Raw genomic sequence first — 26,511 nt, 5'->3', positions numbered from 1 at the left:
AACGCCACACACCCTGCACGCTGGCCCTGCCAGTATGCAATCGAGCAGGTCCGAATGAGCCCGCTTTCACCGTGGTTTACCTCGTGATCTTCCCTAGGGTCGATGGAGGGCAGGCTTCAGCAGGCTTCCCAGACCACTCCGGTCTTCAGGAGCACCGGAGCGGTCTGCAATCTTCACGCCTCAGCAGGCTTCCACAGCCATGGCAACACCCATGCCACCGCCGATGCACAGGCCTGCCAGACCCTTCCTGGCACCGCTGCGCTTCATTTCATGCAGCAGTGTCACCAGAATGCGGCAGCCCGATGCACCGATGGGGTGACCGATGGCGATCGCTCCACCGTTGACGTTGACCTTGGCAGTGTCGATACCGAGATCCTGGTTCACCGCGCAAGCCTGCGCGGCGAAGGCTTCATTGAGCTCGAACAGGTCCACATCGGAAGCCTTCCAGCCGGCGCGATCCAGCGCCTTGCGCGTGGCGTAGACAGGGCCCAGACCCATGACCTCCGGAGCCAGGCCGCTGGTGGCATAAGACACGATCTTGGCCAGAGGCTTGAGGCCCAGCGCCTTGGCCTTGGCCGCCGTCATGACCACCACGGCCGCAGCGCCGTCGTTCAGTCCGGATGCATTGCCCGCAGTCACCGAACCCGCCTTGTCGAATGCGGGCTTGAGGGTCGCCAGCACCTCGGCATTGGACTTGCGGTTGATGAATTCGTCGCTGTCGAAGACGATGGGATCCCCCTTGCGCTGGGGAATGCTCACCGGAACGATTTCGTCCTTGAACTTGCCGGCATCCTGCGCAGCTGCTGCCTTTTGCTGACTGGCCAGCGCCAGCGCATCCTGCTGTGCCCGGCTGACGTTTTTTTCCTTGGCCACGTTTTCGGCAGTGATGCCCATGTGGTATTGGTTGTAGACGTCCCAGAGACCGTCCACGATCATGGTGTCCACCATCTTCCAGTCGCCCATGCGCTGGCCGTCGCGAGAGTTGGGAACGGCATGGGGGGACAGGCTCATGTTCTCCTGACCGCCGGCAACCACGATTTCGCTATCGCCGGTTGCCACGGCCTGGGCCGCCAGCATCACGGCCTTGAGGCCGGAGCCGCAGACGGCATTGATCGTCAGTGCCGGCGTCTCCTTGGCAATGCCGGCCGCCATCATGGCCTGGCGCGCAGGATTCTGACCGGCGGCAGCGGTCAGTACCTGGCCCATGATGACTTCACCGACCTGGTCCTTGCCCACCTTGGCACGGGCCAGGGCCTCGGAAATCACGGTCGCACCCAGTTGGGTTGCAGGGATCTTGGCCAAAGAGCCGCCGAACTTGCCGACCGCCGTGCGCACGGCGGAAACGATAACGATGTCTTCCATTGCTGACGAACCTTTCTAGGTTTCTTACAAGTGATGCGTGCGTACAGGCTGCATTCTGTTCATCGTGCCGCCCGCCGCTTCCTATCACGGTGCAACCCTTGTTTGCTGCACCGCAATATGGAACTGATTGTGCCTTATGCCTCGCTCAGGCTTTTGACAAAACGTAGCGACCCGGAGCCGCTTCGATGACTGCATAGGCACGTGCCCGGCCATAGCTTTTGGGAGCCGCAAGCTGCTTGCCGGCATGACTGCCCAGCCAAGCGCTCCAGTCCGTCCACCAACTGCCCGGGTACTCGGTCGCACCGGCGGTCCATTCGCTGATCGCCTCGGGAAATTCGCCATCCTCGCGCAGCCAGTGACTGCGCTTGTTCTTGGCCGGCGGATTGATGACGCCTGCGATATGGCCGGATGCCCCCATCACGAAACGCAGATCGCCGCCCAGCACCTGGGTCGAGGCATAGGCTGCGCCGACCGGGACGATATGGTCCTCGCGCGAGCCGTAGACATAGACCGGCATCTTGAGCTGACCCATATCGATCCGCTCGCCGCACACAGTCAGCACGCCGGGCTTGATCAAATTGTTTTCGAGATAGAGATTGCGCAGATACCACGCATAGAACGGGCCGGGCAGATTGGTCGAATCACTGTTCCAGTAGAGCAGGTCGAAGGGCGGCGGTGTCTCTCCCTTGAGGTAGTTGCCCACCACGTAGTTCCAGACCAGATCATTCGGGCGCAGGAAGCTGAAGGTGGACGCCATGTCCTGCCCCTTCATCAAGCCGCCCTTGCCCATCTGCATTTCACGCAGACGGACCATGTTTTCGTCGATGAAGATGTCCAGGATGCCTGTGTCGCGAAAGTCGATCAGCGTGGTCAGCAGCGTCATGCTGGCCACGGGAAACGGCTGGGTCGACGCCTTGGCGGAGGCCGCCTTCCCGCTGCGGGTCTTGGCTGCCGCAGCGGGGCTGCGCCCGCCCCTGGCGGCGGGCGACGGTCCGTTTTCGCGGGCATGGCGCGCTGCCAGCACCGCCATGGCCGTGGAGACCATGGTGCCGCCCACGCAAAAGCCCAGCACATTGATTTGCGGTGCCTCACAGAGGTCCTGCACCGTGCTCACGGCCTTGAGCACGCCGTCTTCGATGTAGTCGTCCCAGGTCTTGTGACCCAGACTTTCGTCGGGATTACGCCAACTGACCACGAAGGTGCGATGGCCCTGACTGACGGCATACCGAATCAGCGAGTTGTCCGGCTGCAGGTCCAGGATGTAGAACTTGTTGATGCAGGGCGGCACCATCAGAAAAGGCTTCTCGAACACCTTGGCCGTCAGCGGCTTGTACTCGATGAGCTGGAACAGTTCGTTCTCGAAGACCACCGCACCTTCGGTCGTCGCCACGTTCTGGCCCACGGTGAACAGGCTCTCGTCGGTCATGGACACATGACCCTGGCGCATGTCGGCCAGCAGATTGGCAATGCCCTGGGCCAGACTCTCGCCCTTGGTTTCCACAACCTTGTTGAGCGCATCGGCATTCAGTGCCAGAAAATTGCTGGGTGCCATGGCCGCCACCCACTGTTCGACGGCAAAGCGCACACGGTTGCGCGTTTTCTCGTCGCCCTGCACAGCCTCGGCCATTCCGGTCAGCATGCGACTGCCCAGCAGATAGTTCGCAGCGGCCATCGCCGCAACGGGATTGGCGCTCCACTCGGGCTTGGCGAAGCGCTTGTCCCTGGCCAGCAGGGCCTGGACCTGCTTGACATCCGCCAGCGATTGCACGGACTGGAGATACTCCTGCTGCAGCGCCTGCAGCCGGGGAGCGTCGAACTGGACCGCATGGGATGAGCCCGGCGTCACCTGGGGAATGATCTCCATGATCGAGGCCCAGGGATTCGGTGCAGCGCCCAGACCCGGCATGGCGCCGAGCCCCATGGGGGCTCCGGCCTGCATCTGCTGGAGCGCATGGAGGCTCTTGCTCCAATGCTCCTGCCAGAATTGTTGGACAGATTGGCCAGCCTGGCCCCAGCTCGGGTCAAAATTCATGCTTACATCCTAGTCAAGGCAAGCGACCGGCGATCTCGGGGTCTGGGGACGCTTGCGGAATCTGCAATACGGCTCACACACAGGCATTGTCACCTATGTGCCAGTCGGTTCCGACAAGAAGCGGCGTCATTTCGCCGTTATGAAGCTGTTTTGACACACGTCACCGCGATGCATGCCTGCCTTGCGCCCCTTAACATAGGCACCATGTATCTCATAGCCATCGCCTGGATGTACGTTGTCGTGATGATGACGATCGCCGAGGCTGCCAGCCCCGGCGGCACCCTGCTGGGTGCATTTTTCACCTTGGTGCTCTATGGTCTGCTGCCGCTTTCCATCCTGCTCTACATACTGGGCACGCCGGCCAGGAAGCGCCGCATCAAAGCCCGGCAAGCGCAGGAAGCGCCCGCCGAAGGACATCCGCCTTCGGGCACCAGCTCAGGCGTCGCGCCAGATGCTCGCAGCCAGCCGCCCGCTGCTGCCCAGACGGACAGCGTCTCGCCGGTGCGAGAAGAATCGTGATGCGTTGCTGACCGTGCACCAGGGACGGCTGCCATCGTTGCCAAAGATGGCAACAATACCCAATGCAGAAAGACGCTGGCGCGCCAGCTGCGCCAGGTCGGCCAGATATTTGCCATCGCTGCCCGCCACAGGCACGAAATGCTGTGCCGCACCCGGCTCATGGGCCACGAAGATGTCGCGCACCTCGGCCCCGACTTCGAAGGACTCGGGACCTATGCAGGGGCCCAGCCAGGCCTGCGTGTGAGCGGCAATCCGGGACCGCTCCGATTCGGTCGCAGCAATCGATGGCTGCGCCTGGACCTTGCGGCAGAAAGACGCGAAAAGGGTCTCCAGCACACCGCCGGGCAAGGGCCCCTCGGACCGCTTTCTGGCGGGCGGCATTCCTGCCAAACCACGCCAGCCCGCATGGGCTGCGCCGACGACCAGCCCCGAATCATGGGCCAGCAACACGGGCAGGCAATCTGCCACCATGATGGTGCAGACCACGCCTGCCACATCGGTCACGCAGGCATCGAAGGCCGCACCGTTGGATTCAGTCACATTGCCTTCATCCAGCGCCAGCACATCCACGCCGTGCACCTGCCGAAGGAATGCTGTGCAGGCACCCGGCGTGCGGGCCTGCAACGCGGCCCTGAACAGTTCACGGTTGCGACGCACATGAGCGGGGTCGTCGCTCACATGGTCGCCCAGATTCATGCTCCCCCAGGGCTCCTGACTGACGCCGCCCTCGCGCGAGGTACAGAGCGCATGCACACCGGGGACGGCAGGCCATTCAGGAATCAGCCAGGAGTCGGGCAGGCCCAGCCGAGAGGTCTCCCGCATGGCGCGCTCTTCACTCTGCATCCGGGCAGGCCGATGGGTGGGCCTGCTGGAAAGCAGGCAAGGCGTTGCAGCGCTCGACCACGCCCATCAGGCGCGGCAGCGCATCGAGATTCACATTGAACCGCTGGGCGTTGAAGATCTGCGGGATCAGGCAGCACTCGGCCAGGGTGGGCGCGTCCCCCCAGCAAAACACCGAGGCTGACAGTCCGGCGGCCTTGCGCTCGGCATCCAGCAATGCCAGCTGACGCTCGAAGGCTTCGAGACCGGAACGCACCCAGTGCGCATACCAGGCATTCTTGGCTTCGTCGCCGACTCCCAGCTGGTGTACCAGGTACTTGAGCACGCGCAGGTTGTTGAGGGGATGAATCTCGCAGGCAACCATCTGCGCCAACGCCCGCACATGCGCACGGCCCAGCGCATCTGCAGGCAGCAAGGGGGTTTGCGCATGCGTCTCATCGAGATATTCGATGATGGCCATGGACTGGGTGAGCCAGTGGCCGTCGTCCGTCACGAGTGACGGCACCAGGGCATCGCCCACATGGGAGGCGTAGGCCGCCGCCTTTTGCTCGCCGCGCAGCAGGTGCACGGGCATGGAGTCATAGGACAGGCCCTTGAGTTGCAGCGCAATGCGCACGCGATAAGAGGCGGAGGAACGGAAATAGGTATGCAGCTTCATGATGCCGCCAGCATAGCGCGAGCCGCGCAGACTGGCATTTTCCCTAGGTCCCGAATACGTAAAAGCCGTCGTGCGCCGTGCCGCCGACGCGCCCGCGTCGTGGCACACTGCTTGCCACATCAACCATTGCTGATTTCAGCGCTTGTTCCTGTCGAGGACTTCATGAGCTACGTGTTCAATCCCCCCGCTATTGCCAGCCTGCCTGTCGTGGGCCGTGGCGAGCGCTATCCCATTCACCGCATCTATTGCGTGGGCCGCAACTACGAGGATCACGCCAAGGAAATGGGCTTTACCGGCCGGGAGCCGCCGTTTTTCTTCATGAAGCCTGCGGACGCCACCGTGGCGGTGGATGCGGGCTGCATCGGCACCGTCGCCTATCCCACGCTGACCCAGAACCTGCACCACGAGATAGAGCTGGTCGTCGCCATCGGCAAGGCAGGCAAGAACATCAAGGCGGCCGATGCACTGCAGCACATCTACGGCTATGCCGTGGGTCTGGACATGACGCGCCGCGACCTGCAGAACGACATGAAGAAGCAGGGGCGTCCCTGGTGCATCGGCAAGGCATTCGAACAATCGGCCCCCATCGGCCCGATCACGCCTGCCGACGAAGCGGGCGACATCGGCAACGCCGAGATTTCCCTGCGGGTCAATGGCGAGTATCGTCAGCGCAGCCACATCCACAAGTTGATCTGGAATATTGCCGAGACCATTGAACATCTGTCCAGCGCCTGGGAACTGCAGCCCGGCGACCTGATCATGACCGGCACTCCCGAGGGCGTGGCCGCCGTGGTCAAGGGCGATGTACTGGAGGGCACCGTCACCGGACTTGAACCCCTCAAGATCCAGATTGCCTGAAATCGCTGACGCACAGGCATTGGGCGTCAACTATCAGCAAGGGGAGCCCCGACATCACGGTAAGGCTCCCCTTTTCATAGCTGTTTGCGCGTATCGCGCCTGCGCTTGCGACGTGATTTGCTTATAGTCGGGGAATGATTTTCCGCAGCCCCATCAAGTTCTGCCGCGAATGCGGCACCGCCGTCACCTACCGCGTTCCTGACGATGGGGATACGCGCGAGCGTGCCGTCTGCCCGGCCTGCCACACCGTTCACTATGAAAACCCGCTCAATGTGGTGGGCACCCTTCCCGTGACGGATGACGGGAGAGTGCTGCTGTGCAGGCGCAATATCGAGCCACGCCGCGGCAAGTGGACACTGCCTGCAGGCTTCATGGAGCTGGAAGAGACCACCAGCCGCGGAGCCCAGCGCGAAACCGACGAGGAAGCCGGAGCCGATATCGAGATGGGCAGGCTGTTCAGCCTCATCAATGTGCCCCAGGTCGGACAGGTCCATCTCTTCTACTTGGCACGCCTCAGAAGCACCCAGTTCTACCCCGGCCCCGAGACCATGGAAGCCCAGCTTTTTGCGGAGTCCGACATCCCGTGGGAAGAAATCGCGTTCCGCACGGTCCGCGTCACCCTGGAGCGCTTCTTTGCCGACCGAAGGGCCGGCGAGCTGCTGCGGCCGCAGGTGCACTGCGTGGACCTGGCCTGAAGCGGCGGCTCGCTCCCGCTTTCTCACACGAAACACCGCTCTGTCTTCAAGGGACAGAGGAAGTTGTCTGACGCCTGCTTCACGCCTGCAGGCGAAAAATTACCAATGAATACAAATTGCGTGTGACCTGACATACCTCCTACGCAATGCGGTGAAAGGTCGAGCCGTGAGAGTGGGCATCGCGACGACGTTCTGATTGCCGGCAGGCCGGGCGTTGCTGGATGTTTCATACCCGTGCGTCCTGGGGATGCCCGAACTCAGGCTTTCACAGTTTATTTACTGGATGAGGCGTCATGAAGGCATCTGCGGGCCCCGCACTGAAGTCTCAACAATTGCTGCAGCGCGTCTGGGCTTTTGCACTCCTGGCACTGATATTGATGCTCAGTGCCAGTTGCAGCCTTTACCTGCTCTCCGCCGTACGCGCCTTCGTCAACGGAGAAAGCCTCTGGTCCAAGGCCCAGAAGGATGCGATCTACTCGCTGTCCCGCTACGCCGACGAAGGCAACCCGGTGGACTTTGCCCATTACCAGCGGGCCTTGCAGGTACCCCGGGGCGATGCCGATGCACGCGTCGCCCTCTACGACAAGCCTTTGCGCCTGGACCTGGCGCGCAAAGGCATAGAACAAGGACAAAACCACCCCGACGACGTCAGCTCCCTCATCTGGCTGCTGCGCACCTTCCGCTACTTCGGCTGGGTGCAGGAGCCCGTGGCTTACTGGAAGCTCGGAGACGAGTATCTGAACCAGCTGGACACCCTGGCCCAGGAAATCCGCCGCGGCTACGAAGTTGGCAATATCAGCCGCGAAAACATTGCCACCTGGAAACGCGAGATCGACCTGATCAACCAGGGCGTGACTGCCCTGACCCGAGCCTTCAGCGACTCTCTGGGAGAAAGCTCGCGCAACATCGTCTGGCTGCTGCTCGCGCTCAACGGTACCCTGGCCATCGGACTGGTGGGCCTGTGGGTCTGGAACACCTGGAGGCTGATTCAGCTGCGGGAGCAGGTTCAGGAGGGACTGAACAGCGAAAAGGAGCGTGCGGAAACCACGCTCGCGGCGCTCAGCGATGCGGTCATCACCACCAATGCCAAGGGCATGGTCAACTACGTCAATCCGGCGGCCATCGGCCTGCTGGGCCTGCAAAGCCAAAACTATCTGGACAAGCCCATCAAGCAGGTGCTGCAGTTCTACACCATGGACGCATCCATCACCAGCGAGGGCCTGCTCGCTCAGCTGGTCAGCGAGACCAAGGAAAGCACCGTCGTGCGTGACGAGCAAACCCACTGGGTGCGACGTACCGACCACAGCATCGTACCGGTCAAGGTGCTGGGCTCCGCCATGCAGCGCGACGGGCTGACAACAGGTGCAGTCTTTGTGCTGCGCGATGTATCGCGCGAGCAGCAATACATGGATCAGATCTCCTGGAACGCGCGCCACGACATGTTGACAGGTCTGGAAAACCGCGGCGAATTCGAGCGGCGGCTGCAAAAGATGCTGACCCAGGGCCTGCATCAGGTCAAGCCCTATGCCCTGCTGTATATCGACCTGGACCAGTTCAAACTGATCAACGAAACCAGCGGCCATGCCGCGGGCGATGAGGTCCTGTGCGAAGTCTCGCGCATGCTGCAGGCCAATCTGCGCGAAACCGATTGCCTGGCACGCATGGGCGGCGACGAGTTTGCCGTGCTGCTGGAGAACTGCCCGCCGTCCAATGTGGCCAGCATTGCCGAGAAGCTGCGCCTGGCGGCCCAGCAACTGCAGACGACCTGGGGAGAGAAGATATTGCGCACCGGCTTTTCCATCGGTGCCGTGCATGTTCCCGGCGATGCGGTCAATGCCTCCGATCTGCTGCGAATGGTCGATATGGCCTGCTATCAGGCCAAGGAGCGTGGACGCAACAAGGTCTTTTTCTACAAGGCCGAGGACGGCATCTACAGCCGCTACGTCAGCGAAATGGAATGGGCCACTCGCATTCGCACCGCATTGGACGAAGAGCGCTTTTGCCTGTATGCCCAGAGCATTGCTCCGCTGCAGCACATCAAGAGCGGCAAGCATGGCGGCATGCACTTCGAGGTCCTGTTGCGCCTGCGCGACGAGAACGGACAGATTCTGGCTCCGGGCCATTTCATACCCGCCGCAGAGCGCTACGGCCTGATGCCCTCGATAGACCGCTGGGTGATCTCCAAAGCGCTGCAGACGCTGGCCCAGCAGCCCGGACATGCCAAGCTGGTGGAAACCTGTGCCATCAACCTCTCCGGTCCCAGTCTGGATGACGAAGGACTGCTGGAATTTGTGAAGGAACAGCTGCAGCTGCACGGAATTGCGGCACAGAAATTGTGCTTTGAAATCACCGAAACCAGCGCCATCGGCAACCTCAGCAACGCCACCCGGCTGATCCAGGCGCTTCGCGCCCTGGGCTGCCGCTTTGCCCTGGATGATTTCGGCGTTGGCATGTCGTCACTGACCTATCTGAAGCAATTGCCGGTCGACTATCTGAAGATCGACGGCGGCTTCGTGCGTGACATGCTCAAGGACAAGGGCGATCACGCCATGGTGGAGATGATCAATCGCATCGGCCAGACCCTGGGCAAAAAAACGGTTGCCGAGTTCGTCGAAAGCCGCGAAATCGCCATGGAACTCATGAGCATGGGCGTGGACTATGTCCAGGGCTACGCCATCGCCCGCCCCAAGCCCATGACCAGCGAATACTTTGCTCCCACGCAGGAAAACCAGCTGCCCCAGTGGTGCGGGGCACTGGCCATGAGCTGAAAGCAGCGCACGCCAGCAATAAAAAAACGACGCCTGAGGCGTCGTTTTCCTTTTTAGGCGGCACTCAGGCTGCTGCCATCAGCGAGGCTTGCGCGAAGCCTGACCCGCAGACTTCGCCGGCCTGGCTCCAGGCCGGGCCTTGCCCGTCACACCGGCACGCGGAGGCAGGCCTGTGTGCTGGGTCAGCATCTTGCCGGGTTGGGGCTGGCTGCTGCGAAAGCGCACATCCCCCTTGGGCTCAAGGCCTGCATCATCCTGGCGACGACGCACGGCCACGGCCTTGCCATCCTTGTTGGTGGTGTAGCCGATGCCGCCACCGCTCTTGGACGAGGTGCTGTTCTTCTTGCGAGCACTCTGATAGCTGCCGTCGACCAGAGGCTGGAAGGTCGGAATCAGATGCTGCTTGCCGTTGCCGATCAGATCAGCACGACCCATGGTCTTGAGCGCCTCGCGCAGCAGCGGCCAGTTGTTGGGGTCGTGATAGCGCAGAAAAGCCTTGTGCAGACGGCGGCGCTTTTCACCGCGCACGATGTCCACGCGCTCCTCGTCCTCGTCGCGCATCTGCCGGCGCACCTTGGTCAGCGTATTGCGACCGCTGTGGTACATGGCCGTAGCCGTGGCCATGGGGCTGGGATAGAAGGTCTGCACCTGGTCGGCGCGGAAGCCGTTCTTCTTGAGCCAGATGGCCAGATTCATCATGTCTTCATCGCTGGTGCCCGGGTGGGCGGCGATGAAATAGGGAATCAGGAACTGCTTCTTGCCGGCCTCTTCGCTGAACTTCTCGAACAGCTGCTTGAACTTGTCATAGCTGCCGATGCCCGGCTTCATCATCTTGGTCAGCGGGCCTTGCTCGGTGTGCTCGGGGGCGATCTTCAGATAGCCGCCCACATGGTGCTGGACCAGTTCCTTGACGTACTCGGGCGACTTCACGGCCAGGTCGTAGCGCAGACCCGAGCCGATCAGGATCTTCTTGATGCCGGGCAGCTTGCGCGCGCGGCGGTAGATCTTGATCAGCGGCCCGTGGTCGGTATGCAGGTTCTGGCAGATGCCGGGGAAGACGCAGCTGGGCTTGCGGCAGGCGGCCTCGATCTGCGGGCTCTTGCAGCCCAGTCGGTACATATTGGCCGTAGGCCCGCCCAGGTCGGAGATGGTGCCGGTAAAGCCCTTGACCTTGTCGCGGATCTCCTCGAGCTCCTGGATGATGGAGTCTTCGGAGCGACTCTGGATGATGCGGCCCTCGTGCTCGGTGATGGAGCAGAAGGTGCAGCCGCCGAAACAGCCGCGCATGATGTTCACCGAGGTCCGAATCATCTCCCAGGCCGGAATCTTGGTGGCGCCCTCGTGGCTGCCGTTTTCGTCGGCATAGACGGGATGCGGGCTACGCGCGTAGGGAAGACCGAAAACCCAGTCCATTTCGGCCGTGGTCAGAGGAATGGGCGGCGGATTCATCCACACATCGCGCGCCGTGGTGCCCTCGCCATGGGCCTGGACCAGCGCACGGGCATTGCCGGGGTTGGTCTCCAGATGCAGAACGCGGTTGGCGTGGGCGTAGAGAATGGGATCGCTCTTGACCTCTTCGTAGCTGGGCAGGCGCAGTACGGTGCGCTCGCGCGGGGGCAGCTTGGACTTGCTGCGCAGCGAAAGATTGGGCACGAACTGGATGGGCTGGACCTGGGCTACCGACGCGCCGTCATTGAGGCCCTCCACCTTCGATTTCGCTGCGTCCTCCTTGGAACAGCTCTGGCCCTGGGCCTCGGCCTGCTCGCTGGTCGTCATGTAGGGATTGATATGGGGCTCGACTTCGCCGGGCTCGTCCACCGTGGTGGAGTCGACCTCGAACCAGCCCTCCTCCGAAGCTCGGCGGAAGAAGGCCGTACCGCGCACATCGGTGATCTGCTCCACCGGCTCGCGCGCCGCGATGCGGTGCGCCACCTCGACCAGGGCACGTTCGGCATTGCCGTAGAGCAGAATGTCGCACTTGCTGTCCACCACGATGGAGCGACGCACCTTGTCGCTCCAGTAGTCGTAGTGGGCAATGCGCCGCAGCGAACCCTCGATGCCCCCCAGCACGATCGGCACATCCCTGTAGGCTTCTCGGCAGCGCTGGCAATAGACGATGGCCGCACGATCGGGGCGCTTGCCTGCCACATCGCCGGGGGTATAGGCATCGTCACTGCGAATCTTGCGATCAGCCGTGTAACGGTTGATCATCGAGTCCATGTTGCCGGCGGTCACGCCCCAGAAAAGATTGGGCCTGCCCAGCGCCTTGAAGGCCTCGGCGCTGGTCCAGTCGGGCTGGGCAATGATGCCCACGCGAAAGCCCTGCGCCTCCAGCACGCGTCCGATGACGGACATGCCGAAGCTGGGGTGGTCCACATAGGCGTCGCCGGTGACCAGGATGATGTCGCAGCTGTCCCAGCCGAGCTGATCCATCTCCGCACGACTCATGGGCAGGAACGGCGCCGGGCCGAAGCGCTTGGCCCAGTACGGCTTGTAGCTGGTCAGCGGCTTGGCATCGCGGTGGAAAAAGGAAACGTCAACCGGGGCGTTCATGGGGATGGGCTTTGTACGGCCTCATGGCCTATTCGGAAAAACAACCTGTCAGTGTACTTTTCCGCCCTCGGCCTTGCACGAGCAAGGTCTTGCAGAAGCAGGGCTTGAACTCTGAACTTCATAGCAACTGTCGCTTGCGGTCATTGAGATCCAACACTCAATGCATCTTGAATCCTTGACAGAAAAACGCCAACCGCTCTTTTGTTGATAGCAAAAAGATCGGGTGAAGTCGCCGCGTCAGTCCATTTCCTGGCTCGTGACGGCACCGGTCGCCGGGTCCAGCCTGAGCTTCATGATCGACAGGTCGGCACGCAGCAGCTTGACTTTGTAGCGGGTCCTGCCCCAGTCCGAATCCAGCTGGGCCTCCAGCGGCTTGCCGGGCATGGCGGCAACGGCGGCATCCACGGCCTGCGCCAGGGTGATGCGGGTATCGGCCAGGCGCTTGACATGCCTGGCCTCGGCCGGGCCCTTGTTCTTTTCCACGGCGGCATCGCCTGTGCGTGCATTCACGCGCAGCCTGACCTCCTCATTCGCTGGCGACACCAGGGTGACCGCATAATAGGGGGCAGCGCCTTTCCTTCCCTCTTCCAGCTCGGCGTCTATCGCCTCTCCCGAAACGACCGCCTGGGCTTTTTCGACGGCCTGGGAGAGGCCGATCTGCACGGCGCCGGCCAGGGACAGCCATTCGGCAGCTGATCTGGCCAGGGACGGAGCCGCACTCCCTCCGTACAGGCTCAGGGTGGCAGCTAGCAGCAAGGTTCCGGAACGCAATCTCATGAACCCATCCTCCGACAAGGGCAACCTCTGCAGTCTGCCCCGAATCCGGGGTTCGAGCCTGTCAGATATCAAGCCGTATCGACTTTGAGAAAATCCATGCAAAGCCTTTGCCAGAAAAGGCTGCCCTCCATGAAGTTCAAGAGGATCGTGCAAGCAGCCCGCCAGGGCCGGGCCTTGCGGGCTGCAATCGGATCTGAAACAGGCCGCTGACTTACAGATCGCGCCGGGCTGCGGCAATCAGCTCGCCAAACTGGCCGGCGTCGCCCAGCCGATTGGCGGCCAGCAGCGCCAACTTGACCAGCAGCAGCTCGGACTTGTCCGCGCCCACGGCATCGATGGCGGCGGCCAGTTCGTCGTAGACGGTCTCCAGACCGGCGATATCAAGAGTGTTTGGGTTCATTTGCATCTTTCCTCAGGCTGGCAAGGCCGCCTTGAATGCGGCCTGCAGGCGATGGGCGTCCAGCGCCATCCAGCGCGCACAGACATGTTGATCGGGGCGCAACAGATAGGCCGCGCCATCGGCCATCACGCCATAGCGGGCGCGACAGCGGCCTTCGCTGTCGTCGAGCACCAGATCGGCCCCCTGGATCGCGCTCGCGGCCTGGCTGCTGACGGCAATCAGGCGCACGCCGATGCCGCGAGCCCTGACCCCGGCCGCGACCGCTTGCAGCTCGGCGGGAATCGCCTTGCCGTTCGTGAAATACAGCAGATCGAAGCCGCCCCCCAGGTGGTCGAGCAGATAGCTGTCCGGCGCAAAGCGTACGTTCAGAGGCGGCGCACCGTGGGCGGGGCCGGCCTTGAACAGCAGATTGTCGTCGCCCATGCTGTTGAGCGGCGAGCTGCCGTACTCATGCGGACGCGAGGTGCGCCAGTGGTAGAGCGGGCCGACAAAGGGCTGACTCAGCGACAGGGACAGCACGGCATCGCGCAGCAACCTGAAGCCTCGGCTGGGCGGTGCCATGAAACGCGTGCTCTTGCCGGCCTCCTCGACAATCTCGCGGGCCGCTCCCACGCGCTCGCTGCTGTAGCTTTGCAGCAGCGTGGCGCTGGCCGCCCCCTTGGCAACCAGGGCCAGACGCCAGCCCAGACCCTGGGCATCCTGAAAACCCGTGTTGGCACCGCGCACGCCGAAGATGGGCAGCATATGGGCGGCGTCGCCCGCAAAGATCACGCGGCCATGTACATAATCGGGCAGGGTCAGCGCACGGGCCGAGTAGACGGAGCTCCAGTCCATCTCCCAGGGCGTGCCGCCAAAGCCGATCATCTCCAGCTGTGCATCGATGCGCGCCTTCAGCGACTCGGGCCTGAGCGCATCCTCGGGGTCCTCGCCGGCAGGCAACTGGTAGTCCACACGCCAGATGCCATGTGGCTCGCGGTGCATGAGGATGGTGTTGCCCGGATTCCATGCCGGATCGAAGAACGCGAGACGCTCGGTGGGCAGAGGCAGGTCGATGCGGATGTCGGCGATCACGAAGCGGCCTTCGTAGGAAGCGCCTTCCATCAGCAGATTCATGGCCGTGCGAATCCCGGAGCGCGCGCCATCGCAGGCCACCAGCCAGTCGGCCCGCAGCTCGTAGCTGCCTTCTGGGGTATCCACCTCCACCCAAACCTGCTCGCCTTTTTGCGCGACCTTGTTCACGCGGTTGCCCCAGCGCAGCTCGATCAGCGGGTCGGCCTGCACTGCATCAACCAGGTATTCCTCCAGGTACTGCTGCTGCAGATTGATCATGGGAAAGAAGCGGTCGTCGTCGGCCCGCGCGTTCTCCATGCGGAACACGCGCTGGCCGCGGTAGATGCTGTTGCCGTAGCACCAGGGCAGTCCGGTCTCCGTCACACGCCGGGCCACGCCCACCTGCTGCAGGATTTCCATGGAGCGGCGCGTGAACACAATGGCACGGCTGCCTTCGGACACCTGAAGCTCGGACTCCAGCACGACACAGCGCTGGCCGTGGCGAGCAATCTCCAGCGCCGTGGTCAGACCCACGGGGCCGGTGCCGACGATGACGATGGGGTGAACTTGCTCGCCCGGATGCCGGGAGGCAAGCCAGGGCTGATGAACCTGGTACTGGTAGTAGATGGAGCGGCGTGGCTCGGCAAATGGCTGGTGCATGTTCTTGTCTCCTGGGGGCGCTTTCGTGGTCAAACCGGTGCGCTTTCATCCCCTTGCGGTCTGGCTTGCAATGCAGTGTAGAAAAGCAGCCCACCGCCGATGTCACCAGATGGAGACAACATCTATCCCAAGTCAAATTTCAATGAAATCAGCCCCTACCCCTTTCCCATCAATCGATGGAAGCTATCAAAGTTGACCATCGACAGCTTCAGCAGGCTCCATCAGCAGCGCAAACAGCTCGCGCTGCCCCTGCACGCCCAGCTTGGTGCAGACACGTTTGACATAGGTGCGCGCACTGCTGACGGTAATGCCCAGACGCTGCGCCAGCGCGTCGGCATCCAGGCCCTGGGCCAGTGCCCTCACCACGTCGAGGTCGCGCGGCGTCAGTTGCTCGAAGCGCCGCGCCAGACGCGCCAGCACCAGACCGACCAGGTCGTCCTGCAACGCCTGACCCGCATAATGCAGACGCATGGCCTGCATGACCAAGGGAGCGAAAGCCTCGATGCAGCGAATGGCTGCCGCGTCGAAGCAGCCGTGCTCCTCGCCTCGATACAGGTTCACGGAAAGCCAGCGTGCGTTTTCCTGCAGCATCAGCAGCGACAGCCGCTCGGCAATGCGCGGCAGCTCATAGCAGACTTGGCGGTACTCGGGGTGCTGCACGTCGTGCGGGCCCTGGCGATGAAGCCAGACGCGCGGCCTGGCATGCGGGTCCCTGGCAAGGCGCGCCAGCTCGGCCTGCATCACGCGCTGCGAACCATCGAGCGGATAGAAACGCTCGCTGTAATCCTGGGAGATCATGGGCAGCGCCCCCGTGCGCGCCCTGTCACCCATGCCAACCACACGCGGCCTGGCCATGCCCTGGAAGGAGAAGATCGTGCATTGGGCCAGCGGCACGTGGCGCCCCAGCAGCTGCAGGATCTGCTCGGCCACGGCATCGCTGCTGCTGCGCCCCACTCTCTCCATCATGGCCGTCACATCGGCCAGGGCCACAGGCAGCTGCGCCGCCTGCGCGGCAGCCGGCAGCAGCATCCAGTGCGAGGAATCGGGAAACGGCGCAGGGCTAGCAGTCATGGGCTGCGATTCTCGCCGCTGTTTCGTGGCTGCGAAAAGGAAGAACCGGCTCCCCCTTTCAGGAGCGGCCGGCCATGCTTGCGACAGAAAATGCGGCCGGGCCTACCACTCACCCACGTTGCGTATGCGTTGCAGCAGCTCCCATTCGTCATCGGGTACTGCGGCCTGCAGGGATAGCGGCTCTGCCAGTTCCTGGGCCAGCGGAGGCGGCGTGAAGTGCTCGCGGCCAAAAGTATGTTCTTTCAGGGACTCTGGATGCGGATGGTTCATGGGGGCCTCCTTTGGCCACAGCTTAAGGCCCGAAGCGAGTCGCCTCCTGTAGGAATTGGCTTAAGGACACTGTCGAACCATCCCCACAGACCGCGTCGTCATGTCATGGCTCCGTCACAAAGGCCATCACCGGCCCCCACTTGCTGCAACGCTGCTCGGCACGGACTTTGCGGTTATGCTGCCGCCGCTATGCCTCAGACCCTTCGTGCCCCCGTCACCAGCGAACTCATCATCAAGAAAAGCCGCTTTATCGGCTGCGTACAGCCCATGACGGACCGGGCCAGCGCGCAGGCCGTGGTGGATGCCCTCTGGCAGGAGCATCCTGGCGCGGCCCACGTCTGCTGGGCCCTGCTGGCGGGCGGGCAATCGGCCGCCGTGGATGACGGCGAACCCAGCGGCACGGCTGGCCGTCCCATGCTGGATGTGCTTCGCCATCAGGATCTGGAAGGGGTGCTGGCCACCGTGGTGCGCTATTTTGGCGGCGTCAAGCTCGGCGCCGGCGGACTGGTGCGCGCTTATACCGATGCCGTGGCACAGGCCTTGCTGCAGGCCGAAAAAGTCGCCATTCAGCGCATGCAGACCTTGCAGTGCACGGCCCCCTACCCGCTGGAAGGTCTGGTGAGGCGCATGGCAGACGCTTCGGGCGCAGCATTGCTGGAAGTCGATCACGGCAGTCTGGTGCGCTTCACGCTGCAGTTGCCCGAGGCTGATGCTGCCCGGTTTGTCAGCGCCCTCAATGAAAGCGGCCAGGGCCGCATTGGCTGGCTCAAGACCGACGAGCTGTAGAACTGTAGAGCTACAGGATGCAAAAAACCCGCCAGGGCGGGTTCTTCGGCAGCCATTTCAGCAATTGCCCTTTTTGGCCTGGCCCGGAGGACAGCCATGCGGATGGGGCTTCTTGTAGCCATCATCGTAGTATCCGCCGCGGTCGTCATAAACCGCGCAGCCGCTGAGCACCCACAGGGTCGCAGCCACAGCCAGCATCGTTTTCATGGGTGAGCCTTTTCTGATCTTCCGGAAGGCCAGTCTATAAGCGATCCGGACTGCATTCTGTGAACAATCTTTTCAGCGGCCTGCCTGCGCGGCTTTCAATTGGCATGCGGCTGCGGCTCGACGGCCACCTGCAGGTGCAGCAACGTGAAATAGAGGGTCACATCGCCCTGTTGGTCGATGAAGGTGCCCACGGCGTGCTGCAGGCGGGCTGCAATGCACAGGCACTCCATGGCCTCGGGGCGGCCACCGGGAATGCGGGCCGTGGTCAGCAGTGCCAGCTGGTTCTGGCGACCGAATTCATGCACGACCTCCAGCGCTTCGCCATGCTGCCTGGGAATGGCTTCGTTGGCCCAGCTCCAGACAAAGCTGCCATCCTGCTCGCTGCTGGTGCCCACCAGGCAAACCGTGGCGACCACCTCGTGCAACGGCGCTTCCAAGGCCAGCAGCGCGCGGTCCAGATCCCAGCGGTATTTCGGACGATCCTGAAGGCCGAACTGCCGGGGCCATTCGGCGTTGCGAGCCTGCATCATTTCAACGGCCTCACGGCTCCAGGCGGCCCAATCGGGGGTTTGTGCGTCGTTGCTCATCGCGTATCCATTGCTTTTCAACAGAGCGCATTGTCTGCCAAGAAGTGGACTGGCACGGGGACCGCCCCCCTATGCCCTGCGGCTTGCACTCAGCGCTCCATCTGCTGCCTGATCCACTCGGCGAGAAGCTGCTTCAACGACCCGGCGACCTCATCCTGCAGGGACAGCAGGCAGTACTGCGAGCCGTCCGGCACAAAACCCAGCGGCGCCACCAGCCTTCCGGCTGCAATATCGTCCTGCACCAGCAGCTTCGGTCCCATGGCCACGCCCAGGCCCGCTGCAGCGGCCTGCAGGCTCAGGTAGAAATGCTCGAGCACCAGATCCCCGGTCCCTGGCACTTGCTGCACCGGCACCGGGGGCTGGTCGGGTGCAGTTCGCCTCCAGTCCGCCCAGGCGCCGGGGCGCGTCCTGCTGTGCAACAGCGGGGCACCGCCACGCAACTCCAGACTGCCATGGGCCCCCGAGACAAAGAACTGCGCCAACCGATCCGGCTGGCAGACCGGCCCCATGCGCTCAGCGCACAAGGGCTGTACACGGACATTGCGACCCCAGTCGAAATCGTTGCGGCGTATGGCCAGGTCGATACCGCGCCCCCATTCGACAGCGCCGCCGCCGGCGACCAGGTGTACGGTGTGCTGCGGGTAGCGCGCCTGAAAGTCGCCCCAGCGCGGAATCAGCCAGCGCATGAGCAAGGTGGGCTCGCAGGACAGCAGCAGCGGCCTGCCGGCGACCTGCTGGCGCACCGCCTGTGCAGCACGCGCCATCTGTGCCAGCCCGGCATGGACGCCATCGAACAACAGACGGCCTGCGTCGTTGAGAAACACACGGCGATTGCGGCGCTCGAACAGCGGCCCCCCCAGTTCCTGCTCCACTGCGCGCACCGCACGGCTGATGGCGCCATGGGTCAGATGCAGCTCATCGGCGGCGCGACTGAAGCTTTCCAGCCGCGCTGCGGCTTCAAAGCACCGCAAGGCCACCAGCGACGGCATGCGCTGAGGACCGACCATGACCTTCTGTGAGCTGGATTCACTATTTTCTTGAGAAATCATCGTTATTCAAAAAGCTGCAACCGCCCTAAATTTCAGGCCCATCGGTTGCTACCTGCCATTCTCCTGCAGAGCAGCTATCGAACAAACAGCAATTTGAACTCAACCATACACATCGCATGAACGCCTGGTCAACCGTGATTCTCGTCACCTCTCTTGCCGTCATCAGCCCCGGCGCCGACTTCGCCCTGGTCACCCGCACCAGCCTGATGGAATCGCGCCGTGCAGGTCTGTGGGTCGCGCTGGGCATAGGCTGCGGCGTGCTGGTCCATGTCGGCTACACCCTGCTGGGGCTGGGCCTGGTTCTGCAGCGCCTGCCCTGGCTGTTCGACCTGCTCAGATATTCGGGTGCAGCCTATCTGGTCTGGCTGGGAATTTCTCTATGGCGCGGCGCCAGCCGTGCCAGCGAAGGTTCGTCAAAGCCTGCCTGCGGCGCTGCAACCGGGCATGCTGCCGGCCTCTCGCTTTTTGCACTGGGTTTTCTGACCAACGTGCTCAATCCCAAGACCGCGCTCTTCATCATCAGTCTGTTCATGCAGGTCGCCGGCCTTGCCGTGCCCATGACCAGCCAGCTGGCCTACGGACTCTTCATCGCCTTGGCCCATGTGCTGTGGTTTGCGCTGGTCGCCTGCTTTTTTTCGACCCCGATACTGCAACTCAGGATGCAGGCTGTGCGCCCCTGGGTAGACCGCAGTCTGGGCATTGTGCTCATGGGCCTGGGTGGGTTGCTGATCGGTGCCAGCACCGCACGGCAAATTCAATTTTGATAGCTACTTGCAATTGATATGAAAGGGTCTCAGGCTAACAAGGTGTTCAATAGCAGTATCTGCAACGTAAACGACAGCTTTGGAGCGCTCACCCATGCCATGCTTGGTCGGCATCCGTGAAAAAGCCAGAGGAGACCAGCACCATGAAGAATCGCTACCCCTTTCCCGATCTGAACAGCCTGCCGAAAGACATCCAGCAGCGCATTGCCGAAGTTCAGGAGAAAACCGGCTTCATCCCCAATGTGTTTCTGGCCTTTGCGCGCCGCCCCGCCGAGTGGAGGGCCTTCTTTGCCTACCACGACGCGCTGATGCTCAAGGAGGAAGGCAGCCTGAGCAAGGGCGAGCGCGAGATGATCGTCACGGCCACCAGTGCCGCCAACCAGTGTCTGTTCTGCGTGGTGGCCCACGGCGCCATCTTGCGCATTCACGAGAAAAAGCCGCTGATTGCCGATCAGATAGCCGTCAACTACCGCAAGGCCGACATCAGCCCGCGCGAGCGCGCGATGCTGGACTTTGCCATGAAGGTCTGCCTGCGCAGTCAGGACATCGACGATGCCGATCACGAGGCGCTCTATCCCCACGGCTTTGACGACGAGGATATCTGGGACATCGCGGCCATCACCGCCTTCTTCGGCCTGTCCAACCGCATGGCCAGCTTTGCGGGCATGGTGCCCAATCCCGAGTTCTACCTCATGGGTCGCGTGCCGCGCGAGAAAAAGGCCTGAAGCCAGAGGCAACAGGCTGTAACTCGTTGGCTGCAAGCGGTGCAACAGGCTCCCCGATGGCGCATCATCCCTTGCAGAGCAGCGGCCGATCCGGCACAGCGCTGCTGTGCCGGAGGGCTATCGAGATGCGAAAACCCGTTTGCTGCCTCGCCGCACTCGCGACGTTCTGCGCCACAGCGGCGCATGCTGCCACATGGCAACTCGAGCCGGGGCCCGACAACCGGCTGGAATTCACGGTCACTTTCGAGAAAGTGCCTGTGACGGGCGTGTTCAAGGATTTCGGCATCCGCTTCGATGTCGATCCGCGACAAGCTTCCGACAGCCACCTGAATGTCCGCATTCGCGTCAGCAGCGCTGATATGAACAGCAAGGATATCAACCAGGCCATCGCCGGCCAGGACTGGTTTGACTTTGCCCGCTTCCCCGAGGCGGTCTTCGATACCCGCGAAATTATCGGCACTGCAGGCACCGACCGTCATCTGGCACGCGGCACGCTGCTGCTGAAGGGCGTTCGACAGCCGCTGACGCTGCCGTTCAGCTGGAAGCCCGAGGAACGCCTGCTCGAAGGGGAATTCCTGACCCGCCGCGCCCTCTTCGGAATAGGCACGGGACAGTGGCAGGGCAACGATGCCGTCGGCGACGAGGTGAAAGTGAAATTTCGCGCCCGGCTGCGCGAGCTGCCATGAAGGCCTTCAAACTGCTGCTTGCGCTCATGACGGCCCTGACGGCCCTCGTGACCCTGATCGCCGGATGCTCGCAACCAGCACTGGAAACGGCGCAGGCCACGCGCGGGCAGGCCAGGCCTGCGGACTTTCCTGCGGCCTTCTACAAACAGGCCGCTGCCAGCGGTCAGGAAGTACTGCAGGTCGAGCCCACGCGCTCGCTGGTCTTCATCACCGTGCGTCGTGCCGGCACCCTGGCCAGCCTGGGGCACGATCATGTGGTGGCCAGCCGGCAACTGCAAGGCTATGTGTCGCCGCGGCTGGGCCGGGCCGATCTGTATGTGGCGCTGGACAGTCTCTCGGTCGACGAGCCCGCTCTGCGCGCCATGGCAGGCCTGGACACCCAGCCCAGCGCCAGCGATATCGAGGGAACCCGCAGCAATATGCGGACCAGGGTGCTGCAGACCTCGCTCCATCCGTTTGCCCGCGTTCAGGTGCGCAGCGACCCGGATGCGGAGGGTGAGGTATCGCTGGCCGTGGAACTCACCATTCACGGCGTCACGCGCAGCCTCAGCGTGCCGGCGCGGATCGACAAGAAACCAGGAACAGTCCACATCCGCGGCGCGCTGAGCCTCGACCAGTCAAGCTTCGGCATCACGCCGTTTTCCATCCTGGGCGGTGCCATCCAGGTCCGGGACCGGCTCGATATGGGATTCGACGTGCTCGCCGGCCCGCTGAGGCAGGAAGCCGGGCCATGAGAGCAGTCCGCTGGCGTGCCCTCGGTGCAGCACTGAGCCTGGTCTGCAGCAGTGCGCCGATGTCGGCGCAACAGCTGCAGATCGAGACCACCGAACACGATGAAGCCGTGCTGGTGAATGCCACGGCCACAATGCAGGTCAGGCCGGCCACCGCCTGGAACGTGATTTCCGATTACGACCACCTGGCCGAATTCGTGCCGGGAATGCACAGCTCCCGCGTCCTGCGGCGCAATGGCAATCAGGTGCTGGTGGAGCAGAAAGGCAGCCTTGGATTTCTGTTCTTTCAACAGGCGATCGAGATCCGGCTGGCCGTGATCGAATGGCCGCAGCAGCGCATCGTCGCCCGAGCGGTTGGCGGCAACCTCCAGCAGATGGATGGCAGCTATACCCTTGAAACCCTGGATGATGGCCGCGTGCGCCTGAGCTACAGCGGCCGGCTGGTTCCTGCATTCACCATCCCTGCGATGCTCGGGAAGCCGGTGGTGCGCCAGTTGCTCACACGCCAGTTCAAGGCACTGGTGGATGAAATCCTGCGTCGCGAGGCACTGAGCCTCGGAAGCGGCAACCCACCATCCAACAATTAGCGCAAAGCCACTCATTGCAGGCAGTACTGCCGGATTTTCCGTGACGATCCGACAAAGCGATCCAGGGCATATCCAAGCCTGCACAGAGCGATTTGCCGGATCGCCGGCAAGCCACGACTGCCGGCACTCGTTCATCAAGCGCCGGCCGCCCTGGGGTTTTCAGGCCTTGAAAGTCAGCCAGGGCTTCAACCGCAGGCTCGCCGTGATCAATCCCGCCTCCTCCTGCGCCTGCAGAACCGGCCCCACAGGTTTGTAGGCACTGGGGGCTTCCTCGATCAAGCGCTCCTCGCGCAGGGTGATGCACTGCCACATGGACTCGATCAGCGGCTGCTTCATGCGGCGTGTGTCCTGTCTCCGCACCTGCCGACCTGCGCCATGGCTGCACGATTGCAGCCAGTCTTCATGGCCCAGGCCCTTGACAAGGAAGGAGTAGTCACCCATGGAGCCCGGAATAAGCGCCCACTGGCCGTCGTGCGCTGGGGTCGAGCCCTTGCGGTGCACATTGAACTCGCCTTCGGTCATCACGACGTTGTGCGGCACATCCACAATCAGGCGCGATGCATCGGGCGCGGCAATGTCCTCCAGTTCTTTGCGCACCAGTTCGGCCAGCGCCATGCGGTTGAACCATGCATAGCGCGCGGCCACGCCCATGGCCTGCAGGTAATCCTGCGCCAGCGCACCGCTCAGACCATACAGGCCGTGCCGCGGGTGTTTGATGCCCTGCGGCCATTGCTGCCTGGCCAGATCCATCCAGCGGAGGCCGACATAAAAGCCGACATCGCGCGAGCCGGTATGGATCATTACCGTGACATCACCCTTCTTGAGCCCTGCCGCATAGGCGGCGTGGCGATCGAAAATCTCGTCGACCACGCAGAACTCCAGAAAATGATTGCCGCTGCCCAGGTCGGCGGCAGACGGCGGGCGCAACAACTCACGCGGCTGCATCAGGGCTTCGGGCGCGTAACGACTGCGGCCCGCAAAGCCTTGCAGGCCCACGCACTCGGCCAGTTCGGCTTGCAGGCGGTCGCGATTCACGCCTTGCCATAGACCCACGTCAGGCAACTGCTCAATAAAGGCCTGGGGGCCCTCGTCGAACAAGGCCTTGAAGCCTGCGCTGCGTACGGGGACATCGCGCCCGTTCTGCAAGATGACGCGGGTCAGCCGCTGCACGATGGTGCTTTTGTGCAGCTCGGCCTGCGCCTGGGTCAGGCCCGTGCTCAGCAGGCGTATGCCGCAGTTGATATCCGTGCCGATGGCCGCAGGAATCACGAAATCCGGCGATGTCGCCACCACGGCCCCCACTGGCGCAATGCTGCCGGGGTGAAAGTCCGGAGTGGCACAGGCTTTGCAGACTGCGCCATGGCCTTGCGGGTCGGCGACCGAGGCAAAGTCCAGCAGCTGGCTGACGGCCTTGTGCTCCAGCGGCAGACTGTCAGGCAGCAAAACCGTGGCGGCCGCCTGCTCGTTATGGATTTGATAGACATGGTCCCGATAGGAGACCTGGATGCCCTGACGTGACAGGGCTTTTTGCAGTCGGGAAAACTTCCCGGAAAGATGGGGCATGATGCTGAGAAAAACAGGTACGCAACAGCGCATCTCCGAATCTGGGAGATGCAACGCACCTTCGAGCAGCAGCATCAGGAAGGATGGGTAAGCAGCAGATTCTAATGCTTAGCGGCCCGGCCGCCAAGCACCGGTGTTGCCGACAGGCTGCGGTGCACTTGATAGGCCAAGGAACCTATCATCAGGACTTCAATCCAGAAAGCGCGCTGCCACGGCGGGGTCCGGCATCAGGCATTGCTCGCTTTTGCCAAACCAGCGGTAACGGTTTCTGGCAATCTGGCGATAGAGCGCGTCGCGCAATGCAGCGGGTACCAGTCGGAACAGCGCCGTCAGGCGCCAGGGCCAGCCCAGTGCGTGCAGCACGCGCAGGATGGCATCCGTGTGCTGCCAGGAGCGTGAGCCGTCCACCAGCAGCAGGGTCTGCAGACCTTCTATGCGCAAGCCTGCATCGGCCAACAGCTTGCCGCCGACCTCGCCCTGTATGGCGGCGAACTGAAAAATGCCCTGCTGGTCGTGCTTGAGCAAGAACTGCACCCAGCCATTGCACAACAGACATTGCGCATCAAAGACCACAATCATGCTTTTTCCTCGGGCAGCAACAGATAGCCACGATAACTGGCCACTACACCAATGAGGGGTACGGCCGCTTCGACATGAAATTGCATATGCTCGCCGGCTCCGGTTTCTTCGGCCACGATGCGCGGTGCCAGCCAGCCCGGGCATGGGAAGCCCAGAAAATACAGACGCCGCAGTCGCATGAGAAGCCGTCCATCCACCGCCTGCAAGGCAAAGCACAGTCGCGCCGGCCCGAGACGCTCGACCAGGCCGCCCTCGCGCAAATGCATGCTGGAGCGCATGAGCTGCTCGGGGAAGATGCGAGTCCAGGTCTCGGCCTCGGGACTGGCCTGCAGCTCGAAATGAATCGCCCCCTCAGCGGCCGTGCGCGGCGTACCCAGGGCCAGGGCCAGCAACCTGGCCAGCAGCGTCCGGGGCGCGCCGGTCTGTACCCTGCCCTCCAACTCATGCTCGCCCTGCAGACGGTGAAAGCGCTGTAGCGCGGCATCGAGCCTGCCAAACTCTTCACCCATGGCCTGCTGAAACAAGGAAGCGCTCTGCGTCATGGGGCCAGCTTCTGCATCCGGATGTCCAGCCCCCGAGCCTCGGCCATGAAGTCCTGCAGCGTCAGCAGCCCCATGCAGGGCCGGGCACCAGGCGCCAGCGCTGCACCTGCGGCCAGCTTGCGCACCAGTGCACTGGCGGCCAGCGTGGGAACATAAGGCCCGTCGCCGGAGCCCGCCGTCAGCACCCAGCTGCGCTGGCTGGCTTGCCCCTGGGCATCCAGGCCGCTGACGGTGACATGCATGGCGCCCACATCGCTACCCCGGTTCTTGAACCAGTCTGCCATGCGCTTGAGCATGCGCGCATGGGTGGACCAATCCTGTACCAGCCCTTTGTGCGCCAGCCAGGCCATGGCGTTCATGCCTCGGTGCAGAAGCGGCAACTCAAGTCCTGCGCCAAATCTGACAGAACAGTTCTGATAAAGAAGCGGCAGCAATGCAAGATCGGGCACATCGCAGGCCGACAGCAATCGCCGCCCCACGGGCGCCGGGTAGTCATATGCATAGCTGCGCAGCCAGCCGATCACGGCCTGCTGACCCGCACCGGGCAGTGGCTGGCCGCAATAGCTGAGGATGGCAGCGACGGTGGACAGGCCTCTGTCCGTTCGATTGCCCGGGCTGATGCCGATGTCAATATGGTCGACGCGGGCCATGGCCGAAGCCAGCGCGTCCACGACCGCCGAGGACAGCGCAGGCACCGAGCTGGCACCGCTGAGCAACAGCACGCCCGCAGCTTTGGCCTGCGGATCGAGCACATCGATGCCGCCGACAAAGTCACGCCCATCGGCCAGATCCACATAGTGGACGCCGGCGTGGGCACAGGCTCGGGCCACGCGGTAGTCCTGCCCCTGAAACGGGCCCGAGGTGTGAATGAGCGCATCCACCTCCAGCGTCTTGAGCCTGTCCTCCAGACCGGGCACCATCACGTCCAGCACCGCGTGGCTCAGGCTTGAGCAAGCGCCCGGAGCCAGACTTTCAACCAGCGCCTGCGCCGCAGAGGCCGAGCGCCCTGCCACCACGATGTGCAAACCGCTTTGCCTGGCCAGCCTGGCAACCAGCCGGCTGCCGAAGAAGCCGTAAGCACCGACGACCATGACCTTGAATTCACGCATACCTCAGTGTAGCGGGACGCGGGTTTCGCTCTGGAGCGCAAGCCCTGCAGTGGCGAGCCTGCTCAGCCGCGTTCATGGCTCGG

Annotated in this window: 27 protein-coding genes; 10 read left to right on the top strand and 17 right to left on the bottom strand. The window is 63.0% G+C overall.

Annotated features, from left to right (window positions below; translation table 11 throughout):
- Positions 1-180: 180 nt before the first annotated feature.
- Positions 181-1,362, bottom strand: a complete 1,182-nt coding sequence (locus tag E2583_RS12930; protein WP_291596327.1) for an acetyl-CoA C-acetyltransferase — start codon at positions 1,360-1,362, stop codon at positions 181-183.
- Positions 1,363-1,507: 145 nt separating this feature from the next.
- Complete coding sequence (locus E2583_RS12925; RefSeq protein WP_291596325.1) at positions 1,508-3,394, bottom strand: alpha/beta fold hydrolase; 1,887 nt, start codon at positions 3,392-3,394, stop codon at positions 1,508-1,510.
- A gap of 204 nt (positions 3,395-3,598) precedes the next feature.
- On the opposite strand from E2583_RS12925, the gene E2583_RS12920 reads away from it, so the two are divergent.
- The gene (locus tag E2583_RS12920; RefSeq protein ID WP_291596421.1) at positions 3,599-3,913 is read left to right on the top strand and encodes a hypothetical protein; all 315 of its coding nucleotides are present in this window, start codon (positions 3,599-3,601) and stop codon (positions 3,911-3,913) included.
- Here the strand turns inward: E2583_RS12920 and E2583_RS12915 are convergent.
- Both E2583_RS12915 and maiA read right to left on the bottom strand, forming a co-directional pair.
- Positions 3,830-4,735 (bottom strand): polyphenol oxidase family protein, encoded by a 906-nt coding sequence (locus E2583_RS12915; protein ID WP_291596323.1) that lies wholly within the window; start codon positions 4,733-4,735, stop codon positions 3,830-3,832. The genes E2583_RS12920 and E2583_RS12915 overlap by 84 nt on opposite strands.
- Before the next feature lie 10 nt (positions 4,736-4,745).
- Positions 4,746-5,411, bottom strand: coding sequence for a maleylacetoacetate isomerase (maiA, locus tag E2583_RS12910; RefSeq protein ID WP_291596321.1), 666 nt, complete (start codon positions 5,409-5,411; stop codon positions 4,746-4,748).
- Between the two features lie 162 nt (positions 5,412-5,573).
- Here maiA and E2583_RS12905 point away from each other — a divergent pair, with 162 nt between their 5' ends.
- The 3 genes from E2583_RS12905 (at position 5,574) to E2583_RS12895 (ending at position 9,732) form a co-directional block, all read left to right on the top strand.
- Entirely contained in the window at positions 5,574-6,269 is a 696-nt protein-coding gene (locus tag E2583_RS12905; protein ID WP_291596319.1) for a fumarylacetoacetate hydrolase family protein, read from the top strand.
- 134 nt (positions 6,270-6,403) lie between these two features.
- Entirely contained in the window at positions 6,404-6,964 is a 561-nt protein-coding gene (locus E2583_RS12900) for an NUDIX hydrolase (protein ID WP_291596317.1), read from the top strand.
- Between the two features lie 293 nt (positions 6,965-7,257).
- Positions 7,258-9,732 carry an EAL domain-containing protein gene (locus E2583_RS12895; protein ID WP_291596315.1) on the top strand — a complete coding sequence of 825 codons (2,475 nt, stop codon included), beginning with the start codon at positions 7,258-7,260 and terminating at the stop codon, positions 9,730-9,732.
- A 78-nt stretch (positions 9,733-9,810) separates the two neighbouring features.
- Here the strand turns inward: E2583_RS12895 and E2583_RS12890 are convergent, their stop codons facing one another.
- From E2583_RS12890 to E2583_RS12865, 6 genes are all read right to left on the bottom strand, one after another.
- Positions 9,811-12,285 (bottom strand): YgiQ family radical SAM protein, encoded by a 2,475-nt coding sequence (locus E2583_RS12890; protein WP_291596314.1) that lies wholly within the window; start codon positions 12,283-12,285, stop codon positions 9,811-9,813.
- Between the two features lie 237 nt (positions 12,286-12,522).
- Positions 12,523-13,062 (bottom strand): PepSY domain-containing protein, encoded by a 540-nt coding sequence (locus E2583_RS12885; protein WP_291596312.1) that lies wholly within the window; start codon positions 13,060-13,062, stop codon positions 12,523-12,525.
- 211 nt (positions 13,063-13,273) lie between these two features.
- Entirely contained in the window at positions 13,274-13,462 is a 189-nt protein-coding gene (locus E2583_RS12880; RefSeq protein WP_291596310.1) for a DUF2783 domain-containing protein, read from the bottom strand.
- Between the two features lie 12 nt (positions 13,463-13,474).
- Positions 13,475-15,172 carry an FAD-dependent monooxygenase gene (locus E2583_RS12875; protein ID WP_291596308.1) on the bottom strand — a complete coding sequence of 566 codons (1,698 nt, stop codon included), beginning with the start codon at positions 15,170-15,172 and terminating at the stop codon, positions 13,475-13,477.
- Positions 15,173-15,358: 186 nt separating this feature from the next.
- Positions 15,359-16,243 (bottom strand): helix-turn-helix transcriptional regulator, encoded by an 885-nt coding sequence (locus E2583_RS12870; protein ID WP_291596306.1) that lies wholly within the window; start codon positions 16,241-16,243, stop codon positions 15,359-15,361.
- A 102-nt stretch (positions 16,244-16,345) separates the two neighbouring features.
- On the bottom strand, positions 16,346-16,513 hold the full coding sequence (locus E2583_RS12865) for a hypothetical protein (RefSeq protein ID WP_291596304.1): 168 nt from the start codon (positions 16,511-16,513) through the stop codon (positions 16,346-16,348).
- Between the two features lie 189 nt (positions 16,514-16,702).
- On the opposite strand from E2583_RS12865, the gene E2583_RS12860 reads away from it, so the two are divergent.
- Complete coding sequence (locus E2583_RS12860; RefSeq protein WP_291596302.1) at positions 16,703-17,299, top strand: YigZ family protein; 597 nt, start codon at positions 16,703-16,705, stop codon at positions 17,297-17,299.
- Between the two features lie 57 nt (positions 17,300-17,356).
- Here the strand turns inward: E2583_RS12860 and E2583_RS12855 are convergent, their stop codons facing one another.
- The 3 genes from E2583_RS12855 to E2583_RS12845 all read right to left on the bottom strand — a co-directional run bounded on the left by E2583_RS12855 (position 17,357) and on the right by E2583_RS12845 (position 19,142).
- Positions 17,357-17,506 (bottom strand): hypothetical protein, encoded by a 150-nt coding sequence (locus tag E2583_RS12855; protein WP_291596301.1) that lies wholly within the window; start codon positions 17,504-17,506, stop codon positions 17,357-17,359.
- Positions 17,507-17,601: 95 nt separating this feature from the next.
- The gene (locus E2583_RS12850; RefSeq protein ID WP_291596299.1) at positions 17,602-18,093 is read right to left on the bottom strand and encodes a DUF6882 domain-containing protein; all 492 of its coding nucleotides are present in this window, start codon (positions 18,091-18,093) and stop codon (positions 17,602-17,604) included.
- 89 nt (positions 18,094-18,182) lie between these two features.
- Positions 18,183-19,142, bottom strand: a complete 960-nt coding sequence (locus tag E2583_RS12845; protein WP_291596297.1) for a LysR substrate-binding domain-containing protein — start codon at positions 19,140-19,142, stop codon at positions 18,183-18,185.
- Positions 19,143-19,258: 116 nt separating this feature from the next.
- Here E2583_RS12845 and E2583_RS12840 point away from each other — a divergent pair, with 116 nt between their 5' ends.
- The 5 genes from E2583_RS12840 (at position 19,259) to E2583_RS12820 (ending at position 22,635) form a co-directional block, all read left to right on the top strand.
- On the top strand, positions 19,259-19,906 hold the full coding sequence (locus E2583_RS12840) for a LysE family transporter (protein WP_291596296.1): 648 nt from the start codon (positions 19,259-19,261) through the stop codon (positions 19,904-19,906).
- A gap of 143 nt (positions 19,907-20,049) precedes the next feature.
- Entirely contained in the window at positions 20,050-20,631 is a 582-nt protein-coding gene (locus E2583_RS12835) for a peroxidase-related enzyme (protein WP_291596294.1), read from the top strand.
- A 125-nt stretch (positions 20,632-20,756) separates the two neighbouring features.
- Positions 20,757-21,317, top strand: coding sequence for a YceI family protein (locus E2583_RS12830; protein ID WP_291596293.1), 561 nt, complete (start codon positions 20,757-20,759; stop codon positions 21,315-21,317).
- Entirely contained in the window at positions 21,314-22,051 is a 738-nt protein-coding gene (locus E2583_RS12825; RefSeq protein ID WP_291596290.1) for a YceI family protein, read from the top strand. Before E2583_RS12830 ends, E2583_RS12825 begins: the two co-directional genes overlap by 4 nt.
- Complete coding sequence (locus E2583_RS12820) at positions 22,048-22,635, top strand: SRPBCC family protein (RefSeq protein WP_291596288.1); 588 nt, start codon at positions 22,048-22,050, stop codon at positions 22,633-22,635. The genes E2583_RS12825 and E2583_RS12820 overlap by 4 nt, the downstream gene beginning before the upstream one ends.
- Positions 22,636-22,794: 159 nt before the next feature.
- Here the strand turns inward: E2583_RS12820 and E2583_RS12815 are convergent, their stop codons facing one another.
- From E2583_RS12815 to E2583_RS12800, 4 genes are all read right to left on the bottom strand, one after another.
- Complete coding sequence (locus E2583_RS12815) at positions 22,795-24,273, bottom strand: RtcB family protein (protein ID WP_367158595.1); 1,479 nt, start codon at positions 24,271-24,273, stop codon at positions 22,795-22,797.
- Positions 24,274-24,387: 114 nt separating this feature from the next.
- A complete protein-coding gene (locus E2583_RS12810) occupies positions 24,388-24,777 on the bottom strand; it encodes a thiol-disulfide oxidoreductase DCC family protein (protein WP_291596284.1) in 390 nt (129 codons plus the stop codon).
- Entirely contained in the window at positions 24,774-25,319 is a 546-nt protein-coding gene (locus tag E2583_RS12805; protein WP_291596283.1) for a DUF4166 domain-containing protein, read from the bottom strand. The genes E2583_RS12810 and E2583_RS12805 overlap by 4 nt, the downstream gene beginning before the upstream one ends.
- Positions 25,316-26,428, bottom strand: a complete 1,113-nt coding sequence (locus tag E2583_RS12800; RefSeq protein WP_291596281.1) for a saccharopine dehydrogenase NADP-binding domain-containing protein — start codon at positions 26,426-26,428, stop codon at positions 25,316-25,318. The genes E2583_RS12805 and E2583_RS12800 overlap by 4 nt, the downstream gene beginning before the upstream one ends.
- Positions 26,429-26,511: the final 83 nt, after the last annotated feature.

It is taken from the genome of Comamonas sp., from assembly GCF_009360615.1.
Lineage (GTDB): Bacteria > Pseudomonadota > Gammaproteobacteria > Burkholderiales > Burkholderiaceae_C > Comamonas.
Note: the sequence above shows the minus strand (reverse complement) of the source record. Positions and strands in the feature narration are given on the sequence as shown.

Bases quoted from the DNA above. Each gene is read 5' to 3' on its own strand.
- E2583_RS12930 (WP_291596327.1), bottom strand. From the start codon at position 1,362: ATGGAAGACATCGTTATCGTTTCCGCCGTGCGCACGGCGGTCGGCAAG.
- E2583_RS12925 (WP_291596325.1), bottom strand. From the start codon at position 3,394: ATGAATTTTGACCCGAGCTGGGGCCAGGCTGGCCAATCTGTCCAACAA.
- E2583_RS12920 (WP_291596421.1), top strand. From the start codon at position 3,599: ATGTATCTCATAGCCATCGCCTGGATGTACGTTGTCGTGATGATGACG.
- E2583_RS12915 (WP_291596323.1), bottom strand. From the start codon at position 4,735: ATGCGGGAGACCTCTCGGCTGGGCCTGCCCGACTCCTGGCTGATTCCT.
- maiA (WP_291596321.1), bottom strand. From the start codon at position 5,411: ATGAAGCTGCATACCTATTTCCGTTCCTCCGCCTCTTATCGCGTGCGC.
- E2583_RS12905 (WP_291596319.1), top strand. From the start codon at position 5,574: ATGAGCTACGTGTTCAATCCCCCCGCTATTGCCAGCCTGCCTGTCGTG.
- E2583_RS12900 (WP_291596317.1), top strand. From the start codon at position 6,404: ATGATTTTCCGCAGCCCCATCAAGTTCTGCCGCGAATGCGGCACCGCC.
- E2583_RS12895 (WP_291596315.1), top strand. From the start codon at position 7,258: ATGAAGGCATCTGCGGGCCCCGCACTGAAGTCTCAACAATTGCTGCAG.
- E2583_RS12890 (WP_291596314.1), bottom strand. From the start codon at position 12,285: ATGAACGCCCCGGTTGACGTTTCCTTTTTCCACCGCGATGCCAAGCCG.
- E2583_RS12885 (WP_291596312.1), bottom strand. From the start codon at position 13,062: ATGAGATTGCGTTCCGGAACCTTGCTGCTAGCTGCCACCCTGAGCCTG.
- E2583_RS12880 (WP_291596310.1), bottom strand. From the start codon at position 13,462: ATGAACCCAAACACTCTTGATATCGCCGGTCTGGAGACCGTCTACGAC.
- E2583_RS12875 (WP_291596308.1), bottom strand. From the start codon at position 15,172: ATGCACCAGCCATTTGCCGAGCCACGCCGCTCCATCTACTACCAGTAC.
- E2583_RS12870 (WP_291596306.1), bottom strand. From the start codon at position 16,243: ATGACTGCTAGCCCTGCGCCGTTTCCCGATTCCTCGCACTGGATGCTG.
- E2583_RS12865 (WP_291596304.1), bottom strand. From the start codon at position 16,513: ATGAACCATCCGCATCCAGAGTCCCTGAAAGAACATACTTTTGGCCGC.
- E2583_RS12860 (WP_291596302.1), top strand. From the start codon at position 16,703: ATGCCTCAGACCCTTCGTGCCCCCGTCACCAGCGAACTCATCATCAAG.
- E2583_RS12855 (WP_291596301.1), bottom strand. From the start codon at position 17,506: ATGAAAACGATGCTGGCTGTGGCTGCGACCCTGTGGGTGCTCAGCGGC.
- E2583_RS12850 (WP_291596299.1), bottom strand. From the start codon at position 18,093: ATGAGCAACGACGCACAAACCCCCGATTGGGCCGCCTGGAGCCGTGAG.
- E2583_RS12845 (WP_291596297.1), bottom strand. From the start codon at position 19,142: ATGATTTCTCAAGAAAATAGTGAATCCAGCTCACAGAAGGTCATGGTC.
- E2583_RS12840 (WP_291596296.1), top strand. From the start codon at position 19,259: ATGAACGCCTGGTCAACCGTGATTCTCGTCACCTCTCTTGCCGTCATC.
- E2583_RS12835 (WP_291596294.1), top strand. From the start codon at position 20,050: ATGAAGAATCGCTACCCCTTTCCCGATCTGAACAGCCTGCCGAAAGAC.
- E2583_RS12830 (WP_291596293.1), top strand. From the start codon at position 20,757: ATGCGAAAACCCGTTTGCTGCCTCGCCGCACTCGCGACGTTCTGCGCC.
- E2583_RS12825 (WP_291596290.1), top strand. From the start codon at position 21,314: ATGAAGGCCTTCAAACTGCTGCTTGCGCTCATGACGGCCCTGACGGCC.
- E2583_RS12820 (WP_291596288.1), top strand. From the start codon at position 22,048: ATGAGAGCAGTCCGCTGGCGTGCCCTCGGTGCAGCACTGAGCCTGGTC.
- E2583_RS12815 (WP_367158595.1), bottom strand. From the start codon at position 24,273: ATGCTGCTGCTCGAAGGTGCGTTGCATCTCCCAGATTCGGAGATGCGC.
- E2583_RS12810 (WP_291596284.1), bottom strand. From the start codon at position 24,777: ATGATTGTGGTCTTTGATGCGCAATGTCTGTTGTGCAATGGCTGGGTG.
- E2583_RS12805 (WP_291596283.1), bottom strand. From the start codon at position 25,319: ATGACGCAGAGCGCTTCCTTGTTTCAGCAGGCCATGGGTGAAGAGTTT.
- E2583_RS12800 (WP_291596281.1), bottom strand. From the start codon at position 26,428: ATGCGTGAATTCAAGGTCATGGTCGTCGGTGCTTACGGCTTCTTCGGC.